20 protein-coding genes are annotated in these 16522 nt (G+C 69.0%); 6 read left to right on the top strand and 14 right to left on the bottom strand.

What is annotated here, in order from left to right:
* Nucleotides 1-270: 270 nt before the first annotated feature.
* The 10 genes from N177_RS18805 to N177_RS18760 are packed head-to-tail and all read right to left on the bottom strand — an operon-like array spanning nucleotide 271 to nucleotide 7780.
* Nucleotides 271-1953 carry a Na(+)/H(+) antiporter subunit D gene (locus N177_RS18805; RefSeq protein WP_023434006.1) on the bottom strand — a complete coding sequence of 561 codons (1683 nt, stop codon included), beginning with the start codon at nucleotides 1951-1953 and terminating at the stop codon, nucleotides 271-273.
* The gene (locus N177_RS18800) at nucleotides 1946-2191 is read right to left on the bottom strand and encodes a hypothetical protein (RefSeq protein ID WP_023434005.1); all 246 of its coding nucleotides are present in this window, start codon (nucleotides 2189-2191) and stop codon (nucleotides 1946-1948) included. Before N177_RS18800 ends, N177_RS18805 begins: the two co-directional genes overlap by 8 nt.
* Entirely contained in the window at nucleotides 2188-3711 is a 1524-nt protein-coding gene (locus N177_RS18795) for a monovalent cation/H+ antiporter subunit D family protein (protein ID WP_023434004.1), read from the bottom strand. Before N177_RS18795 ends, N177_RS18800 begins: the two co-directional genes overlap by 4 nt.
* Nucleotides 3711-5192 carry a monovalent cation/H+ antiporter subunit D family protein gene (locus N177_RS18790; RefSeq protein ID WP_023434003.1) on the bottom strand — a complete coding sequence of 494 codons (1482 nt, stop codon included), beginning with the start codon at nucleotides 5190-5192 and terminating at the stop codon, nucleotides 3711-3713. The genes N177_RS18795 and N177_RS18790 overlap by 1 nt, the downstream gene beginning before the upstream one ends.
* Nucleotides 5189-5554: a cation:proton antiporter subunit C gene (locus tag N177_RS18785; protein WP_023434002.1), complete on the bottom strand. Its 366-nt coding sequence runs from the start codon at nucleotides 5552-5554 to the stop codon at nucleotides 5189-5191. The genes N177_RS18790 and N177_RS18785 overlap by 4 nt, the downstream gene beginning before the upstream one ends.
* The gene (locus N177_RS18780) at nucleotides 5554-5970 is read right to left on the bottom strand and encodes a Na(+)/H(+) antiporter subunit B (RefSeq protein ID WP_023434001.1); all 417 of its coding nucleotides are present in this window, start codon (nucleotides 5968-5970) and stop codon (nucleotides 5554-5556) included. The genes N177_RS18785 and N177_RS18780 overlap by 1 nt, the downstream gene beginning before the upstream one ends.
* The gene (locus tag N177_RS18775; RefSeq protein WP_023434000.1) at nucleotides 5967-6521 is read right to left on the bottom strand and encodes a DUF4040 domain-containing protein; all 555 of its coding nucleotides are present in this window, start codon (nucleotides 6519-6521) and stop codon (nucleotides 5967-5969) included. Before N177_RS18775 ends, N177_RS18780 begins: the two co-directional genes overlap by 4 nt.
* A complete protein-coding gene (gene mnhG / locus N177_RS20790) occupies nucleotides 6518-7015 on the bottom strand; it encodes a monovalent cation/H(+) antiporter subunit G (RefSeq protein WP_023433999.1) in 498 nt (165 codons plus the stop codon). The genes N177_RS18775 and mnhG overlap by 4 nt, the downstream gene beginning before the upstream one ends.
* Nucleotides 7012-7293 carry an MrpF/PhaF family protein gene (locus N177_RS18765; RefSeq protein ID WP_023433998.1) on the bottom strand — a complete coding sequence of 94 codons (282 nt, stop codon included), beginning with the start codon at nucleotides 7291-7293 and terminating at the stop codon, nucleotides 7012-7014. Before N177_RS18765 ends, mnhG begins: the two co-directional genes overlap by 4 nt.
* Nucleotide 7294: 1 nt before the next feature.
* Nucleotides 7295-7780 (bottom strand): Na+/H+ antiporter subunit E, encoded by a 486-nt coding sequence (locus N177_RS18760; protein WP_160170947.1) that lies wholly within the window; start codon nucleotides 7778-7780, stop codon nucleotides 7295-7297.
* A gap of 217 nt (nucleotides 7781-7997) precedes the next feature.
* Between N177_RS18760 and msrB the strand changes: the two genes are divergently transcribed.
* The 5 genes from msrB to N177_RS22270 all read left to right on the top strand — a co-directional run bounded on the left by msrB (nucleotide 7998) and on the right by N177_RS22270 (nucleotide 12342).
* Nucleotides 7998-8414 carry a peptide-methionine (R)-S-oxide reductase MsrB gene (gene msrB / locus N177_RS18755; RefSeq protein ID WP_040486243.1) on the top strand — a complete coding sequence of 139 codons (417 nt, stop codon included), beginning with the start codon at nucleotides 7998-8000 and terminating at the stop codon, nucleotides 8412-8414.
* A gap of 51 nt (nucleotides 8415-8465) precedes the next feature.
* On the top strand, nucleotides 8466-10571 hold the full coding sequence (locus N177_RS18750; protein ID WP_023433995.1) for a S9 family peptidase: 2106 nt from the start codon (nucleotides 8466-8468) through the stop codon (nucleotides 10569-10571).
* 67 nt (nucleotides 10572-10638) lie between these two features.
* Nucleotides 10639-11856 (top strand): acyl-CoA dehydrogenase, encoded by a 1218-nt coding sequence (locus tag N177_RS18745; RefSeq protein ID WP_023433994.1) that lies wholly within the window; start codon nucleotides 10639-10641, stop codon nucleotides 11854-11856.
* A gap of 21 nt (nucleotides 11857-11877) precedes the next feature.
* Nucleotides 11878-12201, top strand: coding sequence for a pyridoxamine 5'-phosphate oxidase family protein (locus N177_RS18740; protein WP_023433993.1), 324 nt, complete (start codon nucleotides 11878-11880; stop codon nucleotides 12199-12201).
* Between the two features lie 12 nt (nucleotides 12202-12213).
* Nucleotides 12214-12342, top strand: coding sequence for a hypothetical protein (locus tag N177_RS22270; protein ID WP_023433992.1), 129 nt, complete (start codon nucleotides 12214-12216; stop codon nucleotides 12340-12342).
* A 25-nt stretch (nucleotides 12343-12367) separates the two neighbouring features.
* Here N177_RS22270 and N177_RS18735 read toward each other — a convergent pair whose 3' ends face one another.
* The 4 genes from N177_RS18735 to N177_RS18720 form a co-directional block, all read right to left on the bottom strand.
* Nucleotides 12368-13018, bottom strand: coding sequence for a pyroglutamyl-peptidase I (locus tag N177_RS18735; protein ID WP_023433991.1), 651 nt, complete (start codon nucleotides 13016-13018; stop codon nucleotides 12368-12370).
* Nucleotides 13015-14016: a methylmalonyl Co-A mutase-associated GTPase MeaB gene (meaB, locus tag N177_RS18730; RefSeq protein WP_023433990.1), complete on the bottom strand. Its 1002-nt coding sequence runs from the start codon at nucleotides 14014-14016 to the stop codon at nucleotides 13015-13017. Before meaB ends, N177_RS18735 begins: the two co-directional genes overlap by 4 nt.
* A 10-nt stretch (nucleotides 14017-14026) precedes the next feature.
* Nucleotides 14027-14608, bottom strand: a complete 582-nt coding sequence (locus N177_RS18725; protein WP_023433989.1) for a DUF1131 family protein — start codon at nucleotides 14606-14608, stop codon at nucleotides 14027-14029.
* Nucleotides 14609-14700: 92 nt separating this feature from the next.
* Entirely contained in the window at nucleotides 14701-15807 is a 1107-nt protein-coding gene (locus tag N177_RS18720) for a DUF3298 domain-containing protein (protein ID WP_023433988.1), read from the bottom strand.
* 145 nt (nucleotides 15808-15952) lie between these two features.
* Between N177_RS18720 and N177_RS18715 the strand changes: the two genes are divergently transcribed.
* Entirely contained in the window at nucleotides 15953-16522 is a 570-nt protein-coding gene (locus N177_RS18715) for a hypothetical protein (protein WP_023433987.1), read from the top strand.

Below are 16522 nucleotides of genomic sequence, written 5' to 3'. Positions count from 1 at the left end.
GCCGACGAACGAACTCCTGCCCGGCAAAGGGCTAACAGTAGGTGAAGCGGGAATCGCTAGGCCCCGCACCGTCTTTCGACCACGCGCTTTACATACGGGCACGCCCCGCCACAGGCAAGATAGAACCGGCACGCTCCGGACTAAGCTGCAGCACTACAGCGCAGCCCGGAATATACCGCAGTCTAGTCAATCTATATGAACGATAAGTCTTTACTGGAGCAATATTAACGGAAGACTGCTGCAGAACCCGACTGCCGGCCGAGTCACGCTCTAGATGTAATAGACGACCAGCAGACCTGCGAGCAGCACTGTCGTCCAGAAGGCCATGACTCCGGTGGGCCAGGTGCCGCCGACGATTCCCTCCGGACCATGATGCCGGCGCAGCGAGCCGACGACGAAGGTGAGGCTGCCGCCGAGCCGCTCGAGCGCGACGGCACGCCACGCCGAGACCCAGCGCGCAAGGCGCACGGCCGGTCCGGGGGCGAGCCCCCGCCAGAGCCAGTCGACGTCGAGCGTGATGGTCCTGGTGCGCTTCAGCGCGTTCAGCAGGAGGAAGAAGGCGAGGCCGGAGAACAACAGAAGCTGGAGCTGCTGCACGACGTGGCTGCCCGTGTAGGGCTCGTAGTCCACCGGATAGGGAAGGATCGCGTAGAGCGGCTGCGGGAAGACGCCGAGACCGATGCAGATCGCCGACAGGAGATACATGGCCCAGCGCATGTTCGCCGGCGGATCCGGCGGGCGCATGCCGGAGTCCTTCTGGAAGAACACGAACCAGGGGAACTTGATGCCCGCGTGCAGGAAGACGCCGGCGGTGGCCGCGGCGAGCACGAACCAGACGACCGCGAGGTGCTCCTCGCCGGCGGCCGAGTTGATCATGGATTTCGAGACGAAGCCCGAGGTCAGCGGGAAGGCCGAGATGGCGAGAGCCCCGATCGTGCCGCAGACGGTGGTCACCGGCATCGTCCGGAACAGCCCGCCGAGATCCGTGCACTTGCTCTTGCCCGTCATGTAGAGGACGGAGCCCGCCGACATGAGGAGCAGCGCCTTGTAGATGATGTGGGCGAAGGCGTGCGCCGCCGCGCCGTTCAGCGCGAGCTCCGTGCCAATGCCGATGCCGGTCACCATGAACCCGACCTGGTTGATGATCGAGTAGGCGAGGATGCGGCGCATGTCGTTCTCGAGGATCGCGAAGACGATCCCGTAGCAGGCCATGAACAGGCCGACCCACAGGAGGATCTCCGCGCCCGGGAAGCCCCGCATCAGGACGTAGACGGCGGTCTTCGTCGTGAAGGCGGAGAGGAAGACCATGCCGGACCAGGAGGCGGCCGGGTAGGCGTCGGGCAGCCAGGCCTGCAGCGGCGGGGCGCCCGCGTTGATCAGGAAGCCCGCGAGAATGAGCCAGCGCGGCCAGCCGTCTGTCGCCATCGCGTGGAAGCCGATGTCGCCCGTCGTCCAGATCTGCCCGGCGACGCCCGCCATCAGGATGACGCCGCCGAGGAGATGGATGATCGCGTAGCGGATGCCGGGCCCCCACGCCTCCCGCCCGGCCGACCAGATGACCATGGTCGAGGCGAGCGCCATGAGCTCCCAGAAGACGAAGACAGACAGAAGGTCGCCCGCGAAGACGACGCCGAGCGCCGACCCGGCATAGGCGTAGGCCGAGGTCAGCTCGAGCGTCCTCGGCTGGTTCAGCGAGTAGAGCCCGCCGCCGAACACCATGAGCGCGAACACGGTGCCGAAGACGCGCGCCAGGGCGTCGCCGCGCACGGGGGTCAGCTCGTAGCCGAACCAGGAGAGGCGCAGCGCCTCTCCGTCCGGCACCATCCAGACGAGGGCGAGCGCCACAAGCGGCAGCCCGAGCAGCAGGACGTTGCGGAGCCTGAGGCTGACGAAGGGCAGCGCGAACGCGCCCACGATCAGCACGAGGCCGGGCGGAATAACGATGTCACTCATAGTAGTCGTCCCGCCGCTTGAGGAGGAGACCGAGGCCCTTCGAGAAGAAGACCATCGCGACGCAGGAGATGAAGCCGTACCAGGCGCCGAAGCCGAACGTGCCGTCGATGCCGAAATGCGGATGGTGCTCGACGAAGAGATCGGCCAGCACCGTCAGCGCGAGCACGACGATGAAGCCGGCCCACAACTTGCGGATCGAGGCGGGGCGGACGAGCCAGTGATCCTGTTCGGGTGTCATGGCCTTGTCTCCATCATGGCCTCGGACAGGCCGAGCGGCAGTCCGGGGAAGAGGAACATCAGCACGGTCAGGCTCGCCGTGACGACGATCGCGATCACCATCGGCAGCGGCGCCTCGCCGTGGCCGCCGCCGTGCGCGTGGGTGTCGTGCGCGTGGGGCTCGCCATGGCCGTGGTGCCCGTGCGCTCCTGCCGGGTGCGGCTCCTCCTCGCGGAAGAAGGCCCGGTAGACGATCGGCAGGAAATAGCTCGCATTGAGCACGGTCGAGCCGATGATGACGGCGACGGGGACCCACCGGCCGCTCGAGAAGGCGCCTTCGAGGATGAACCACTTCGAGAGGAACCCCGCCGTCGGCGGCACGCCGATCATCGACAGCGAGGCGACCGTGAAGGCACCCATCGTCCACGGCATGCGCCGCCCGATGCCGTTCATCCGGCTGATATGGTCGACATGGGCGGCCGTGTGCACGGAGCCCGCGGCGAAGAAGAGCGTGATCTTCGACACGGCGTGGGCCGCGATATGCATGGCCGCGCCGACGAGCGAGATCGGCGTGAGGATCGCGGCCGCCAGCACGATGTAGGAGAGCTGGCTGATCGTCGAGTAGGCGAGCCGCCGCTTCAGGTGATCCTGCTGCAGCGCGACGACGGAGGCGGCGAGGATCGTGAAGCCCGCGACCCAGGCGAGCCAGTCGGCCGTGCCGAGCGAGGCGAGGTTCTCCACGCCGAAGACGTAGACGACGACCTTCGTCAGCGTGAAGACGCCGGCCTTCACGACGGCGACGGCATGGAGCAGCGCGCTGACCGGCGTCGGCGCGACCATCGCCGCCGGCAGCCAGTAATGCACGGGCATGACGCCCGCCTTGCCGATCCCGAAGACGAAGAGGCCGAGCAGCACGCCCGTCAGCACGGGCCCCGCCTTGCCGGCCAGGATGCCGCCCGGGGCGAAGTCGAGCGTGCCGGCCAGGATGCCCGTCCAGATGATCGCCGGCAGGAGCAGGAGCATCGACGTGCCGAGGAGGAGCATGAGGTAGACCCGCCCCGCCGCCCGCGCCTCCGCGTTGCCGTTGTGGGTGACGAGCGGATAGGTCGAGAGCGTCAGCACCTCGTAGAAGAGGAAGAGGGTGAAGAGATTCGAGGAGAAGGCGACGCCCATCGTCGCGGCGATCGCCACCGCGAAGCAGACGTAGAACTGCGTCTGCCTCGGCTCCCCGTTCCCGCGCATGTAGCCGATCGAGTAGATCGAGTTCACGATCCACAGGGTCGAGGCGACGAGGCCGAAGAGCATCCCGAGCGGCTCCACCCTGAAGCCGACGACGAGGCCCGGAAGCACCTCGAACCCGCCGAGCTCCGGCCGCGCGCCGGAGAGCACCGGGCCGACGAGGCTCGCGACGATCACGAAGAGGATGCCGGCGGAGGCGAGCGTGATGCCTTCGCGCAGGTTCGGCTGCCCGCCGGCCAGCGGAATGAGCACGGCGGCCACCAGCGGCACGAGGAGCGCCAGAAGGACGAGGGTCGAGTCCATCAGAGGATCCCCGCGAGAAGTGCCTCGGCCGCCCGTTCGGCGACGCCCGCCGTGAAGGCCGCGTCGAGGCCGAAGACGACGGATGCCGCCACGAGCACCCAGGTCGGGATAATAAGGGAGAGCGGCGCCTCCTCCACGGACGCGACGGCCTGCGTCGGCTCGCGGAACCACGCGATCTCGACGACCCGGCCGACATAGACGACCGCGAGGAACGAGCTCGCCATGATCAGGAAGGACAGGAGCCACGCCCCGCTCTCGAAGGCGCCGGCGGCGAGATACCACTTGGAGACGAAGCCGACCGTGCCCGGCACGCCGATCAGCGACAGCCCGGCGATCACGAAGCCCGCCATCGTCACGGGCATCCGCCGGCCGATGCCGGCGAGCCCCTCCAGGTCGTGGCGCCCCACGCGCATGACGACCGCGCCGACGGCCATGAACAGCGCGCCCTTCGTCACCGCGTGGTTGAACAGGTGCACGATCGTGCCGGTCAGGCCGTTCAGGTTCGCGATGCCGATGCCGAGCGTCATGTAACCGATCTGCGCCACCGAGGAGTAGGCGAGCATCCGCTTCACGTCGTCCTGGAAGATCGCGATGATCGAGGCGATGAACATCGCGGCGACCGACAGGACGAGTAGGATCTCCGTCAGCGGCAGGTCCGCGTAGACGAAGCGCGCGCCGAAGATCGAGAAGAAGAACCTCAGGAAGAGGTAGACCGCGACCTTCGTGGCCGTCGACGCGAGGAACACCGTCGCCACCGAGGGCGCGTAGGCGTAGGCGTTCGGCAGCCAGACATGCAGCGGGAAGAGCGCGAGCTTCAGGCTGATGCCGACCGTCAGGAAGGCGAGCGCAGCGAGCACCGAGCGCGAGCTCTCCACGTCGACGATCCGCTCGGCCATGTCGACGAAGTTCAGCGTCCCCGTCATCGCGTAGAGCAGGCCGACCCCGATCACGTAGAAGGTCGCGCCGATCGTGCCGAGGATCAGGTACTGGTAGGCCGCCAGCAGCGCCCGCCGGTCCCGCCCGAGCGCGATCATCACGTAGGACGACAGCGACGAGATCTCGAGGAAGACGAAGGCGTTGAACGCGTCGCCCGTGATCGCCATGCCGAGCAGGCCGGTCAGGTTCAAGAGGTACATGGTGTAGAACCACGCCTGCTTGTTCTCCGCCAGCTCCGCCGCCACGCTCCGCGGCGCGTAGGGCATGATCACCGCGCCGATCACCGAGACGAGGACGAGGATGTAGGCGTTGACGACGTCGACCCGGTACTCGATGCCGTAGGGCGGCGCCCAGCCGCCCATGGCGTAGGAGATCGGGCCGCCAGCCAGCACCTGGGCGAGGAGCGCGACCGAGATCACGATCCCCACGAGACTGATCGCGAGCGCGATCGGCCACGCGACGCGGCGGCGGTCGATGAGCGCGCAGATCGTGGCCCCGACGAGCGGGATCACCACCTGCAGGGCAGGCAGGTTGTCGAGGATCATGCTTCGGGGTCCCGGGCGAAGAGCTCTTCTTCCTCGATCGTCCCGAAGGCTTCGTTGATCCGCACGACGAGGCCGAGGCCGAGCGAGAGCGTCGCGACGCCGACGACGATGGCCGTGAGGATGAGAACGTGGGGCAGCGGGTTCGAGTAGACCGCGAACTCGGCCGCCAGGATCGGAGGCGTCCCGCCGAGTATCTTCCCCGGCGAGATGTAGAGGAGATAGACGGAGGTCTGGAACAGGTTCAGGCCGACGAGCTTCTTCACCATGTTGCCGCGGGCGACGACGATGTAGAGCCCCGACACCATCAGGAAGACGGCGATCCACTGGTTGTAGTGGGAGACGACTGTCTGCAAGAAGTCCATCAGCGCCCCCTACCGGCGAAGGCGTAGAAGATCGCGAGCATGGTGCCGGACACGGAGACGAGCACGCCGATCTCGACGAGCATGACGCCGAGCTCCTGCGCGTGGTGGTGGTCGTGGCCGAGCACGTCGTAGTCGAGGAAGTTCGCGCCGAGGAGGAGGCTCGCCACGCCGACGCCGGCGTAGATGAGCACGCCGAGCGGCACCATGATCTCCACGACCCGCACCGGCACGGCCTCTAGCGCGGCGTCGAGGCCGAACATGATGGCGTAGAGGATCACCGCCGCGGCGACGATCACGCCCGCCTGGAAGCCGCCGCCCGGCCCGTAGTCGCCGTGGAACTGCACGTAGAGCGCGAAGACGAGCATGAACGGCAGCAACAGCTTCGAGATGACGCGGAGGATGACGTCCAGTCTCATGACGTCTCTCCGTTCTTGCCGTTGCGCCTGCGGTTGCGGCGGAGCAGCAGCAGCACGCCGATCCCGGCTGTGAAGACGACGGTCGTCTCGCCCAGCGTGTCGAAGCCGCGATAGCTCGCGAGAACCGAGCTCACGACGTTCGGAATGCCCGTCTCCTCCACCGACTTCTCCAGATAGTAGGCGCCGACATGGGTGTGGATCGGCTGGTCGGGGACGCCGAAGGCCGGCAGGTCGAGCGTGCCGTAGATCAGCGCGATGCCCGTCACCGTCGCGACGAACAGCGGCAGGGCCGGCGAGTGCTTCGGCTTCTGCTCCTCGGTCTTCGTGAGGAAGAGCACGGCGAGCATCAGGACGGTCGAGATGCCGGCGCCGACCGCCGCCTCGGTCATCGCCACGTCGACCGCGTCGAGCACGATCAGCACCGTCGCGATGATGAAGCTGTAGGCGCTCGACAGGATCACGACGGCGAAGAGGTTCCTCAGCCTGACGACCCCGATCATGATCGCGGCGAGCAGGGTGAGGAGGACCATGTTGATGAGGGCCTCGATCATTCCGGTCGCTCCTTTCCGTCCTGGCCGAGGCCGAGCGTGCCGCTGTCTCCGCTCCCGATGTCCTGCTCGTCGAGCCGCCGCTTCACGGCCGCGCGCCCCTCGCCCTCCGTCTCGTCGATCTCCCAGAGATGGCCGGCCGGCCGCGGCGGAAGGACCTCCACCGCCCGTCTCTCGAGCCGGCCGCCCTCCCCGGCGAGCAGCGGCTTCACGCCGACGACGAGCGCGGCCCGCGCGAGCGCGTGGCTCGACAGCGGGCTCGTGAAGAAGAAGAGAGCGAGGATCATCAGGAGCTTCACGGTCACGAGCGAGAACCCGCTCTCGAGGCACATGCCGAGGATCAGGAGCCCGGCGCCGAGCGTGTCGGCGACCGAGGCGGCGTGCATCCGCGTGAAGATGTCGGGCATCCGCGCGACGCCGAAGGCGCCGACGACGAGGAAGAAGCTCCCGGCCAGCAGCATCGCCCACTGCAGGATCTCGACGAGGATAGAGGTCATGAGCTCGGCTCCTCGCCGCCCGAATGGGCGAGATCGCCGAAGCGGAAGAACTTCAGGACGGCGATCGTGCCGATCACGTTCAGGAGGGCGTAGAGGATGCCGATATCCAGGAACTCCGGGCGCCCCGTCAGGAAGCCGAAGACCGCGAGCATCAGGATCGCGAAGTTGCCGATCGAGTTCACCGCGAGCATGCGGTCGAACACGGTCGGCCCCAGGAGGGCACGCGCCACGGCGAGGCCGAGCGCCACCAATATGGCGAAGGCGGCAGTCGCGAACATGTCAGAGACCGCTCTCGAAGCGGCTCACGCGGCGGTCCATCGTGCCCTCGGCGGTCGCGTCCGCCCCCTCGCGCGTCAGCGCGTGGACGAGGATCGTGTGGTCGTCGAAGGAGACGGTGGTGGAGATGGTGCCGGGCGTGAGCGTGATGGAATTGGCGTAGGTCGTGAAGCCGACGGAGGTCTTCTGGGAAGCCGTCACCCGCACCACCGTCGGAGAGATCTCCAGCCGCGGCTTCAGGATCTCCTTCGTGACGTCGAGCGCCGACTTCACGATCTCCCAGGCGAGCCAGGGCCAGTAGGTGACGGCGCCGACCAGGAACCCGGCCGGGTAGCCCTCCTGGTCGAGCACCTTGAGGCGCCACATGAAGGCGCCCACCAGTGCCGAGCAGACGAAGCCGACCGACACGAGCCAGGTGTCGTAGTGGCCGGACAGGAGCAGCCAGAAGGCGAACAGCGCCGCGATCAGGCTCAGGCCTCGAATGCCCACGTCGAAATTCCCCCGGGAGATACCGTCGACGGGGCCCTCGAGGTTCACATGCCCCGTATCGACCCCTGGGGGAAAATACGCAATTGACAAGTGCCGTCAACGAAAACCCGACGCCGGGCGGCATCTGGTATACCAGCTGATGATGTAGATGATGCTGAATTGCGAAGTCGGATCAGCACACTATGTATGCCCACGGAAAGGTTCCCGGAGGATGAAGATGAGCGACACCGAGACGTCCGGCCGCGTCGAGAAGAGCGACCGCGAGTGGCAGGAGGAACTGACGCCCGAGCAGTATCGGGTGACCCGCTGCCAGGGCACGGAGCGCCCGTTCACCGGGCCGTACTGGGACGAGAAGGCCGCGGGCACCTATGCCTGCGTCTGCTGCGGCACCCCGCTCTTCAGCTCGGAGCAGAAATATGATTCGGGGTCCGGCTGGCCGAGCTATTGGGCGCCGATTGCGGAGGGCCGCGTGAGCGAGCACGAGGATCTCTCCCACGGCATGCGCCGGGTGGAAGCGCGCTGCGCGACATGCGACGCTCACCTCGGTCACGTCTTCCCGGACGGACCCCCGCCCACGGGCTTGCGCTACTGCATCAACGGCCACGCGCTGAGCTTCGACCGGAAGCTCGCGTGACGGCGGTCGCGTGAACCCGACCGCACTGCACGAAGGAAAAACCGCCGCAACATGAAGTCCCTAGCTGACGCCGCCGCCACGCCGCCGCGCGCGGAAGGGCGCGCCCTCGAGACGAGCCACCACGGCCGAACCCGCCGCGACCCCTATGCCTGGCTGAGGGCCGAGAACTGGCAGGAGGTGATGCACGACCCTTCGAGCCTCGCGCCGGAGATCCGCGCGCAGCTCGAGGCCGAGAACGCGTGGACGGCATCGGTGATGGCGGGCACGGAGGCGCTTCAGGAGAGGCTGTTCTCCGAGATGCGCGGGCGCATCAAGGAGGACGATTCGAGCGTTCCCTCTCCCGACGGCCCCTATGCCTACGCGACGCGCTACCGCACGGGAGGGGAGCACCCTCTCCTCGTGCGCACCCCGCGTGGCGGCGGCGAGGAGGAGACGCTTCTCGACGGCGACGCGCTGGCCGAAGGCCGCGGCTACTTCCGCCTCGGCGGCGCCGGGCACGCGCCCGACCACCGCCTCCTCTACTACGCGACCGACACGGCCGGCTCGGAGTTCTACACGATCCGCATCCGCGACCTCGCGACGGGCGAGGACCTTCCCGACGAGATCACCGACACGACCGGCGGCGCCGTCTGGTCGCCCGACGGGCGGGCGCTCTACTACACGAGACTCGACGCGAACCACCGGCCGCGCCAGGTCTTCCGACACGTCGTGGGCGAGGATGCCGCGAAGGACGAGCTGGTCTACGAGGAGGCCGATGCCGGCTTCTTCGTCGGCGTCGGCCGCACGCAGTCGCGGCGCTTCGTCGTCATCGACGCGCACGACCACGAGACGAGCGAGGTCTGGCTGATCGACACGGCATCGCCGGACCCGAAGCCCCGCCTCGTCGCGCCGCGCGAGACGGGCATCGAGTACCATGTCGAGCATCATGGGACCGACCTCGTCATCCTGACGAACCGCGACGACGCGGAGGACTTCAAGCTGGTCACCGCGCCGGTCGAGGATCCCGCCGTCGCGAACTGGCGCGACCTCGTGCCCCACCGCGAGGGCCGCTACGTCATCGACGCCGTGCCCTACGCAGACCATCTCGTGCGCCTCGAGCGCGAGGACGGGCTGCCGCGCATCGTGATCCGCCGCTGGAGCGACGGCACCGAGCACGAGATCTCCTTCCCCGAGGAGGCCTACGCGCTCGGCGTGATGCACGGCTACGAGTACGAGACCGACGAGATCCGCTTCAGCTACTCCTCGCTGACGACACCGGCGCGCGTCTACGACTACGCGATCGGGACCGGCGAGCGCACCCTGCGCAAGGAGCAGGAGGTGCCGTCCGGTCACGATCCGGAGCGCTACGTGGTGCGCCGGGTCCACGCGCCCGCTCCCGACGGCGAGACGGTGCCGATCTCCGTCCTCATGCTGAAGGACACGCCCCGGGACGGCTCGGCCCCGTGCCTGCTCTACGGCTACGGCTCCTACGGCATCACCATCCCCGCCGGCTTCAACACGAACATCCTGTCGCTGGTGAACCGCGGCTTCGTGTTCGCCCTCGCCCATATCCGCGGCGGCCGGGACAAGGGCCAGCGCTGGTACCGCGAGGGAAAGACGGCGAAGAAGCTCAACACCTTCAGCGACTTCATCGCGGCAGCCGACCATCTCGCAGCGGAGCGCTACACCGCCCACGACCGGATCGTCGCCCATGGCGGCTCGGCCGGCGGCATGCTGATGGGCGCCGTCGCCAACATGGCGCCCGAGAGGTTCCTCGCGATCGTCGCCGAGGTGCCGTTCGTCGACACGCTCGCGACGATGCTCGACGACACGCTGCCCCTCACCCCGCCCGAGTGGCCCGAATGGGGCAACCCGATCGAGCGCGTCGAGGACTACGACCTCATCGCCTCCTACAGCCCCTACGACAATGTGAGGGCGCAGGCTTATCCGCACATCCTCGCGCTCGCGGGCCTCACCGACCCGCGCGTCACCTACTGGGAAGCCGCGAAGTGGGTCGCGCGCCTGAGGAACGAGAAGACCGACGACAACATCCTGGCGCTGAAGGTCAACATGTCGGCCGGCCATGCCGGCGCCTCCGGCCGGTTCGACCGGCTGAAGGAGGTCGCCCTCGTCTATGCCTTCGCGCTGAAGGTGACAGGCCTCGCCGATCGGGAGTAAGCATGGGGCCCATGAGAGGATAGCCGGGCCGCGGGCCCGGCTCCGCCACAGCAGTCGGAGTTCCGCCATGTCGCTCGCCGAGGACCAGAAGCAGTCGCACTCCAAGTACGGGGCATTCCAGTGGGAGGATCCGTTCCTCCTCGAGGAGCAGCTCTCCGAGGAGGAGCGGATGATCCGCGACATGGCGCGCGACTACGCGCAGGAGAAGCTCCTGCCGCGCGTCCTGACGGCCTATCGCGAGGAGCGCACCGACCGCGAGATCTTCGACGAGTTGGGAGAGCTCGGCCTGCTTGGTCCCACGACGCCCGAGGAATATGGCGGCGCCGGCACGAGCTACGTCGCCTACGGCCTCGTCGCCCGCGAGGTCGAGCGCGTCGATTCGGGCTACCGCTCGATGATGAGCGTGCAGTCCTCGCTCGTCATGTACCCGATCTACGCCTATGGCGACGAGAGCCAGCGCAGGAAGTACCTGCCGAAGCTCGCTTCGGGCGAGTGGGTCGGCTGCTTCGGCCTGACCGAGCCCGACGCCGGCTCCGACCCCGCCGGCATGAAGACGCGCGCGAGGAAGACCGACGGCGGCTACGTCCTCTCGGGCTCGAAGATGTGGATCTCGAACTCGCCGATCGCCGACGTCTTCGTCGTCTGGGCGAAGTCCGAGGCGCATGACGACCAGATCCGCGGCTTCGTGCTCGAGAAGGGCATGAAGGGTCTCACCGCGCCGAAGATCGAGGGCAAGCTCTCCTTGCGCGCCTCGGTCACCGGCGAGGTCGTGATGGACGGCGTCGAGGTCGGCGAGGAGCACCTCCTGCCGAACGTCGCGGGCCTGAAAGGGCCCTTCGGCTGCCTCAACCGCGCCCGCTACGGCATCTCCTGGGGCGCGATGGGCGCGGCCGAGTTCTGCTGGCACGCCGCGCGCCAGTACACGCTCGACCGCAAGCAGTTCGGCAGGCCGCTCGCCGCGACGCAGCTCGTCCAGAAGAAGCTCGCCGACATGCAGACCGAGATCGCGCTCGGCCTCCAGGCGTCCTTGCGCGTCGGCCGGCTCTTCGACGAGGGCAAGGTTGCCCCGGAGATGATCTCGCTCGTCAAGCGCAACAACTGCGGCAAGGCGCTCGACGTCGCCCGCATGGCCCGCGACATGCACGGCGGCAACGGCATCGCCGACGAGTTCCACGTCATGCGCCACCTCGCGAACCTCGAAACGGTGAACACCTACGAGGGCACGCACGACGTCCACGCCCTGATTCTCGGCCGCGCCCAGACGGGCATCCAGGCGTTCTTCTGATCTGGTCCGGAGACGGCCCGCGTGAAGCTCAACGACGCCGTCCGCACCGACATCGCGAACTCCGTCCTCTGCTGGCTCGCGACCGTCAGCCCCGAGGGGGTGCCGAACGTGACGCCGAAGGAGATCTTCGCGACCCTCGGCGACGACCGGATCGTCGTCGCCGACATCGCCTCGTCGAACAGCGTGCGCAACGTCGCCGCGAACCCGGATGTCTGCGTCAGCTTCGTCGACGTCTTCCGCCAGCGCGGCTTCAAGATCACCGGCCGGGCGCGGATCGTGCCGAAGGACACGGAGGAGTTCGCGGCGGTCGCGGCCGACCTTCTCCGCCTCGCCGGGGAGGCCTAGCCGGTCCGCAACGTGATCGTCGTCGAGATCGCCCGCATCGCGCGCATCTGGGCACCGAGCTATACGCTCCTCCCCGAGCGGAGCGAGGAGGAGCGGATGAACGAGGCCTACGACACCTATGGCGTGCGCCCGAAGGGGTGATTCCGTGGCCCGCGGGGCGGAAGACCTACCGGCCGCCCCGTGCCCGCCGCTTCGCCTCGAGCGCCACCGCACCGATCGTCGCCTCGAGCGCCACCGACAGTTCGTTCCAGCCGGGCCGATCGGCCGGCGCCCGCCGCGCCCGGCCCCGCTCCTCCGCCGGCCACGGCACGTGCAGGAAGCCCGCGATCGCCCCTTCGCGCGCCAGTCCCAGCGAGAGGTAGGTCGCAAAGTTGCAGAGATAGCTCCCGGCGTCGTGGGAGGTCCGCGCCCGGGCGCCGCTCGCGCGGATCGCGGCGAGGATCTGCGGTGCCGGCAGCGAGGCGTGGCGGATCGCCGGGCCCTTCGGGTCGATCGCCGGGTGGTTCGGCAGCGCGCCGCCGGCATCGGGCGCGAGCGGGCTCCTGTGGTTCTTGCCGCGAAGCTCGACATGCGGGATGCGCGCCCGGCCGTGCAGCCCGACATGCAGCACGGCGTCGGGCCGCAGGTCCCGCCACAGCCGCGGCAGGATCTCCGCCACCGCCGCATAGCTCACCGGCATGATCTCGGTGTGGAGCGCGATGCCGTGCCGCCGCGACATCGTGCCGGTTGGCAGCGCGCGCACGAGCGCCGCGCTCGGGTTCACCGGGGCGCCGGGAAACGGCCCGAAGCCCGTGACGAGGACGGTTGGCGCGCTCATGTCGTCGCCTCCGGCAGGTCGAGCGCCTGCGCCAGCTCCTCGACCGCGAGCGCGGGCGTCAGATCGCCGTCGGCCACCCGAGCCTCGAGCTCCTTCAGCCGGCCCGCCACCGCCCGGTTGCCCCGCACGAGGCCCAGGAGCCGCTCCTCGAGCAGCGTGCGCATCCATTTCACCTGCTGCTCCCGCCGCCGCGCCGCGAAGCCGCCGGAGGCCACAAGCGCCTCCCGGTGCCGTCCGATCGTCTCCCAGAGGCGGTCGAGGCCCCTGTTCGCGAGGCCCGAGACCGTCACGACCTCGGGCGTCCAGTCGGGCGAGGCGGGCGTCAGGATGTGCAGCGCCGCCTTGAGCTCCGCCGCCGCCTGCCGCGCGCGGCCCTCGTTGTCGCCGTCGGCCTTGTTCACCGCGATGATGTCGGCGAGCTCGAGCACGCCCTTCTTGATGCCCTGCAATTCGTCACCGGCCCCCGGCAGGGCGAGCAGCACGAACACGTCCACCATGTCGGCGACGGCGACCTCGGACTGGCCGGTGCCGACCGTCTCGACGATCACGACGTCGAAGCCCGCCGCCTCGCAGAGAAGCAACGATTCCCGCGTGCGCGCCGCGACACCCCCGAGCGTGCCGCCGGAGGGCGAGGGCCGCACGAAGGCCCGCTCGTCGCAGGCGAGCGCGGCCATTCTCGTCTTGTCGCCGAGGATCGAGCCGCCGCTGCGGGAGGAGGACGGGTCGACGGCGAGCACGGCCACCCGGTGCCCGGCGGCGATGAGGTTCTGCCCGAGCTGCTCGATCGTCGTCGACTTGCCGACGCCCGGCACGCCCGTGATGCCGATCCGGCGCGCGCGCCCCGTGTCCGGCAGCACAGCCTGCAGGAGCTCCGCCGCCTGCCTGCGGTGGCTCGGCTTGCGGCTCTCCACGAGGGTGATGGCCCGGGCGAGAGCGCCCCGCTCGCCCGCCCGCAGCCGTCGGGCGAGGTCGTCGGTGTCGATCGGGCGGCCGCTCACCCTCGTGCCCTCACGCCCCGGGGGGCGACCAGACGATGCGCTGGAGCCGGCCCTCCGCGAGCACCTCGGCGGGGGCGAGCTCGTTCGGCTCGCTCCACTCGCCGGGGTCGAAGACGAGGCTCACATTCGGGGCCTGTCGCGACCGGCAGACGGCCATGCCCACCCAGGGGCCCTGCCCCAGCCGGCAGGTGCCGCGGTCCATGCCGAGCTCGCGGAACGTCATGCCGAGCCGCTCGCCGCCGGGGCCCGCCACCGCCAGCCCCGCCCCGTGGACGGCCTTGATCTCCCGGCGGTTCGAGGTGGGGATCACCATCAGCGTCTGCAGGCCTTCCTCGAAGATCGTCAGCGCGCTCACGACCCCCGTCTCGTCGGCCGTCTGGATCACGTCGATCCGGTCGCCGGGGAACAGCGCCTGCAGGGCCTGGCGGGAGTAGGAGGTGGTGGCGGTGATCGGTCCCGCCGAATCCGCCTCGATCGCATAGGCCACGGGCATGATCGAGGTGGCGGAGCTGACCGATGGCGGCCCCCCTTCGCTCGCACAGCCGGCCAGGGCGAGCCCCAGGGACAGGAACGCCGCAACTCTCGGGATCATTCGCGAATCTCCGCCAGCAAAGCGCGGACATACCGCGCCGGTCGGGCCTCCGGGTACACGAAGCCGGCTCGCGCGGGCAAGGGTTCAGCCTCTCAGAAGCGCACGAAGGTGCTCACCTCGCTGCCCTCCCCCGGCGGCACGATCACGAGCTGGCCTTCCGTGGCCTCGCTCCGGCCGAACTCGACCGTCGCCTGGAAGGGCACGGTGCCGACGCTCACCTCGGCCGCCGGCCGGTCCGGCTGCATCACGGCCTCCGCCTCCCCCAGGACGTTGCCGTCGAAGTCGGCGACCCGCACGAGCGGCGCGCCGCCGTCGAACCACATGCGCGGCACCTCCCCCGCGACCTGCAGCGGCGACGCCACGAGCGTTTCCGGCTCCGGCGCCTCGAGGAAGGCGAAGACGCCGGGCTCCTCGTAGCTCGAAAGTGGCCACACCCGCAGCGGCTCGCCGCCGAAGACCTGCGGGAAGAAGTCCGCGAGCTCGCCCGAGAACACGGAGGCCGGCACGAAGGACTCGAACGGCCCTTCGGCGTAGGCGCCGACCGCGTAGGGCGGAAAGTGGAAGGTGAGGCCCGCGACCATGCCGCGCTGTCTCGCCGGCACGAAGGTGAAGAGCTCGAAATTCTCCGGCCGCGGCGCCACCGCGTCCAGCCAGTCGGCGGAGCCGAGATCCGCCGGCTCGCCCGTGCGCTGCTCCTTCTGCCTCGCGATGTCGTTTTGCACGTGATCGGAGATGGCGACGAGCGCGGGCGAGCCGTCGCTCGCGTCGAAGAAGAGATCGTCGAGGGTCACGGGCGTGTTCGTCTCGAGATCCCGTGTCACCGTCTCGAAGGCGAGCTGCGGATGCGCCCCGCCCTGGAAGGTGAAGATATTGACGAGGAAGCTCCCGTACACGGGGCCGAGATAGCGCGGCTCGTAGACGTAGTCGAGCGACCACGGGTGCCAGGGATAGTCCGGGTCCGTCTCCGCCTCGGCCATAGCCGCCTGCGCTTCGGACCTGAACTTGGCCAGGAGCTCTCTCCCCTCGGCGAGCATTTCGTCGCGAAGGGCCGGGTGGTCGGCGGCGGCCGGCGGCAGGACGACCCTGATCTCCGCGGCTTCGGACATGTCCCTGAGCTCGAGCGCCCGGTCGTCCTGCGCCGATGCCGCGCCGGAGACGAGGAGCCCGGCGCAAACGGCAATGAAACAGCGTCCCGTCATCTTCGTGTCTCCCGCGCCGCCGCCGGAGCCCCTGTCCGGGCGGTTTGTGGTCGCCTTGCCTCTGGCGCCAATCTATCCTCGCTTACCTGCCGTGGCGCCAGTCCCCGGCGACCACTCTGTCGAGCTAATCCGAAGGGAAGACCAGATGCGCCTCCTGCTTGCCGGCTGTTTCGCCGCCGCGATCTCCCTTGCCGCCCCCGCCATGGCGGAGCCGCCTCTGCCCCAGACCGACTTCTCCGGCACGTGGGTGGTCCGCGACGGCAGCGGCGACGAGATGAAGGTGGCGATGCGCTATTCCGCGGCCGATGGCGCGATGCGGGTCGAGATCTCCCCCGCGGGGATGCAGATCTCGGCGATCCGGGACATGCAGTCCGGCGACATCGTGATGTGGACGTCGCAGATGCCCGGCATGGGTATGCGCGTGAAGACGCCGGCGGACGTCGAGTCGAGGGTGAACGCCACGGCCACCGGCGAGACCGAGACCGTCCGCGGCGAGACATGCGAGATCTGGCAGGTCGACGAAGGCAGGGCCTGCCTCGGCGAAGGCAACGTGCCCCTGCGGGTCGAGGTCGACGGGACGACCGCCGAGCTGCACGACCTGAAGCGGGAACCGCAGGAGGCGGCGCATTTCTCCCCGCCGGCGGGCCTCACCGTCATGGACATGCCGGCCGCCGCGGCCATGCAGGGCCTGCCGCTGCCGAGGCTGCCCTTCTGA

This window comes from Lutibaculum baratangense AMV1, from assembly GCF_000496075.1.
Lineage (GTDB): Bacteria > Pseudomonadota > Alphaproteobacteria > Rhizobiales > Tepidamorphaceae > Lutibaculum > Lutibaculum baratangense.
This window is presented reverse-complemented; position numbering and strand designations above follow the sequence as displayed.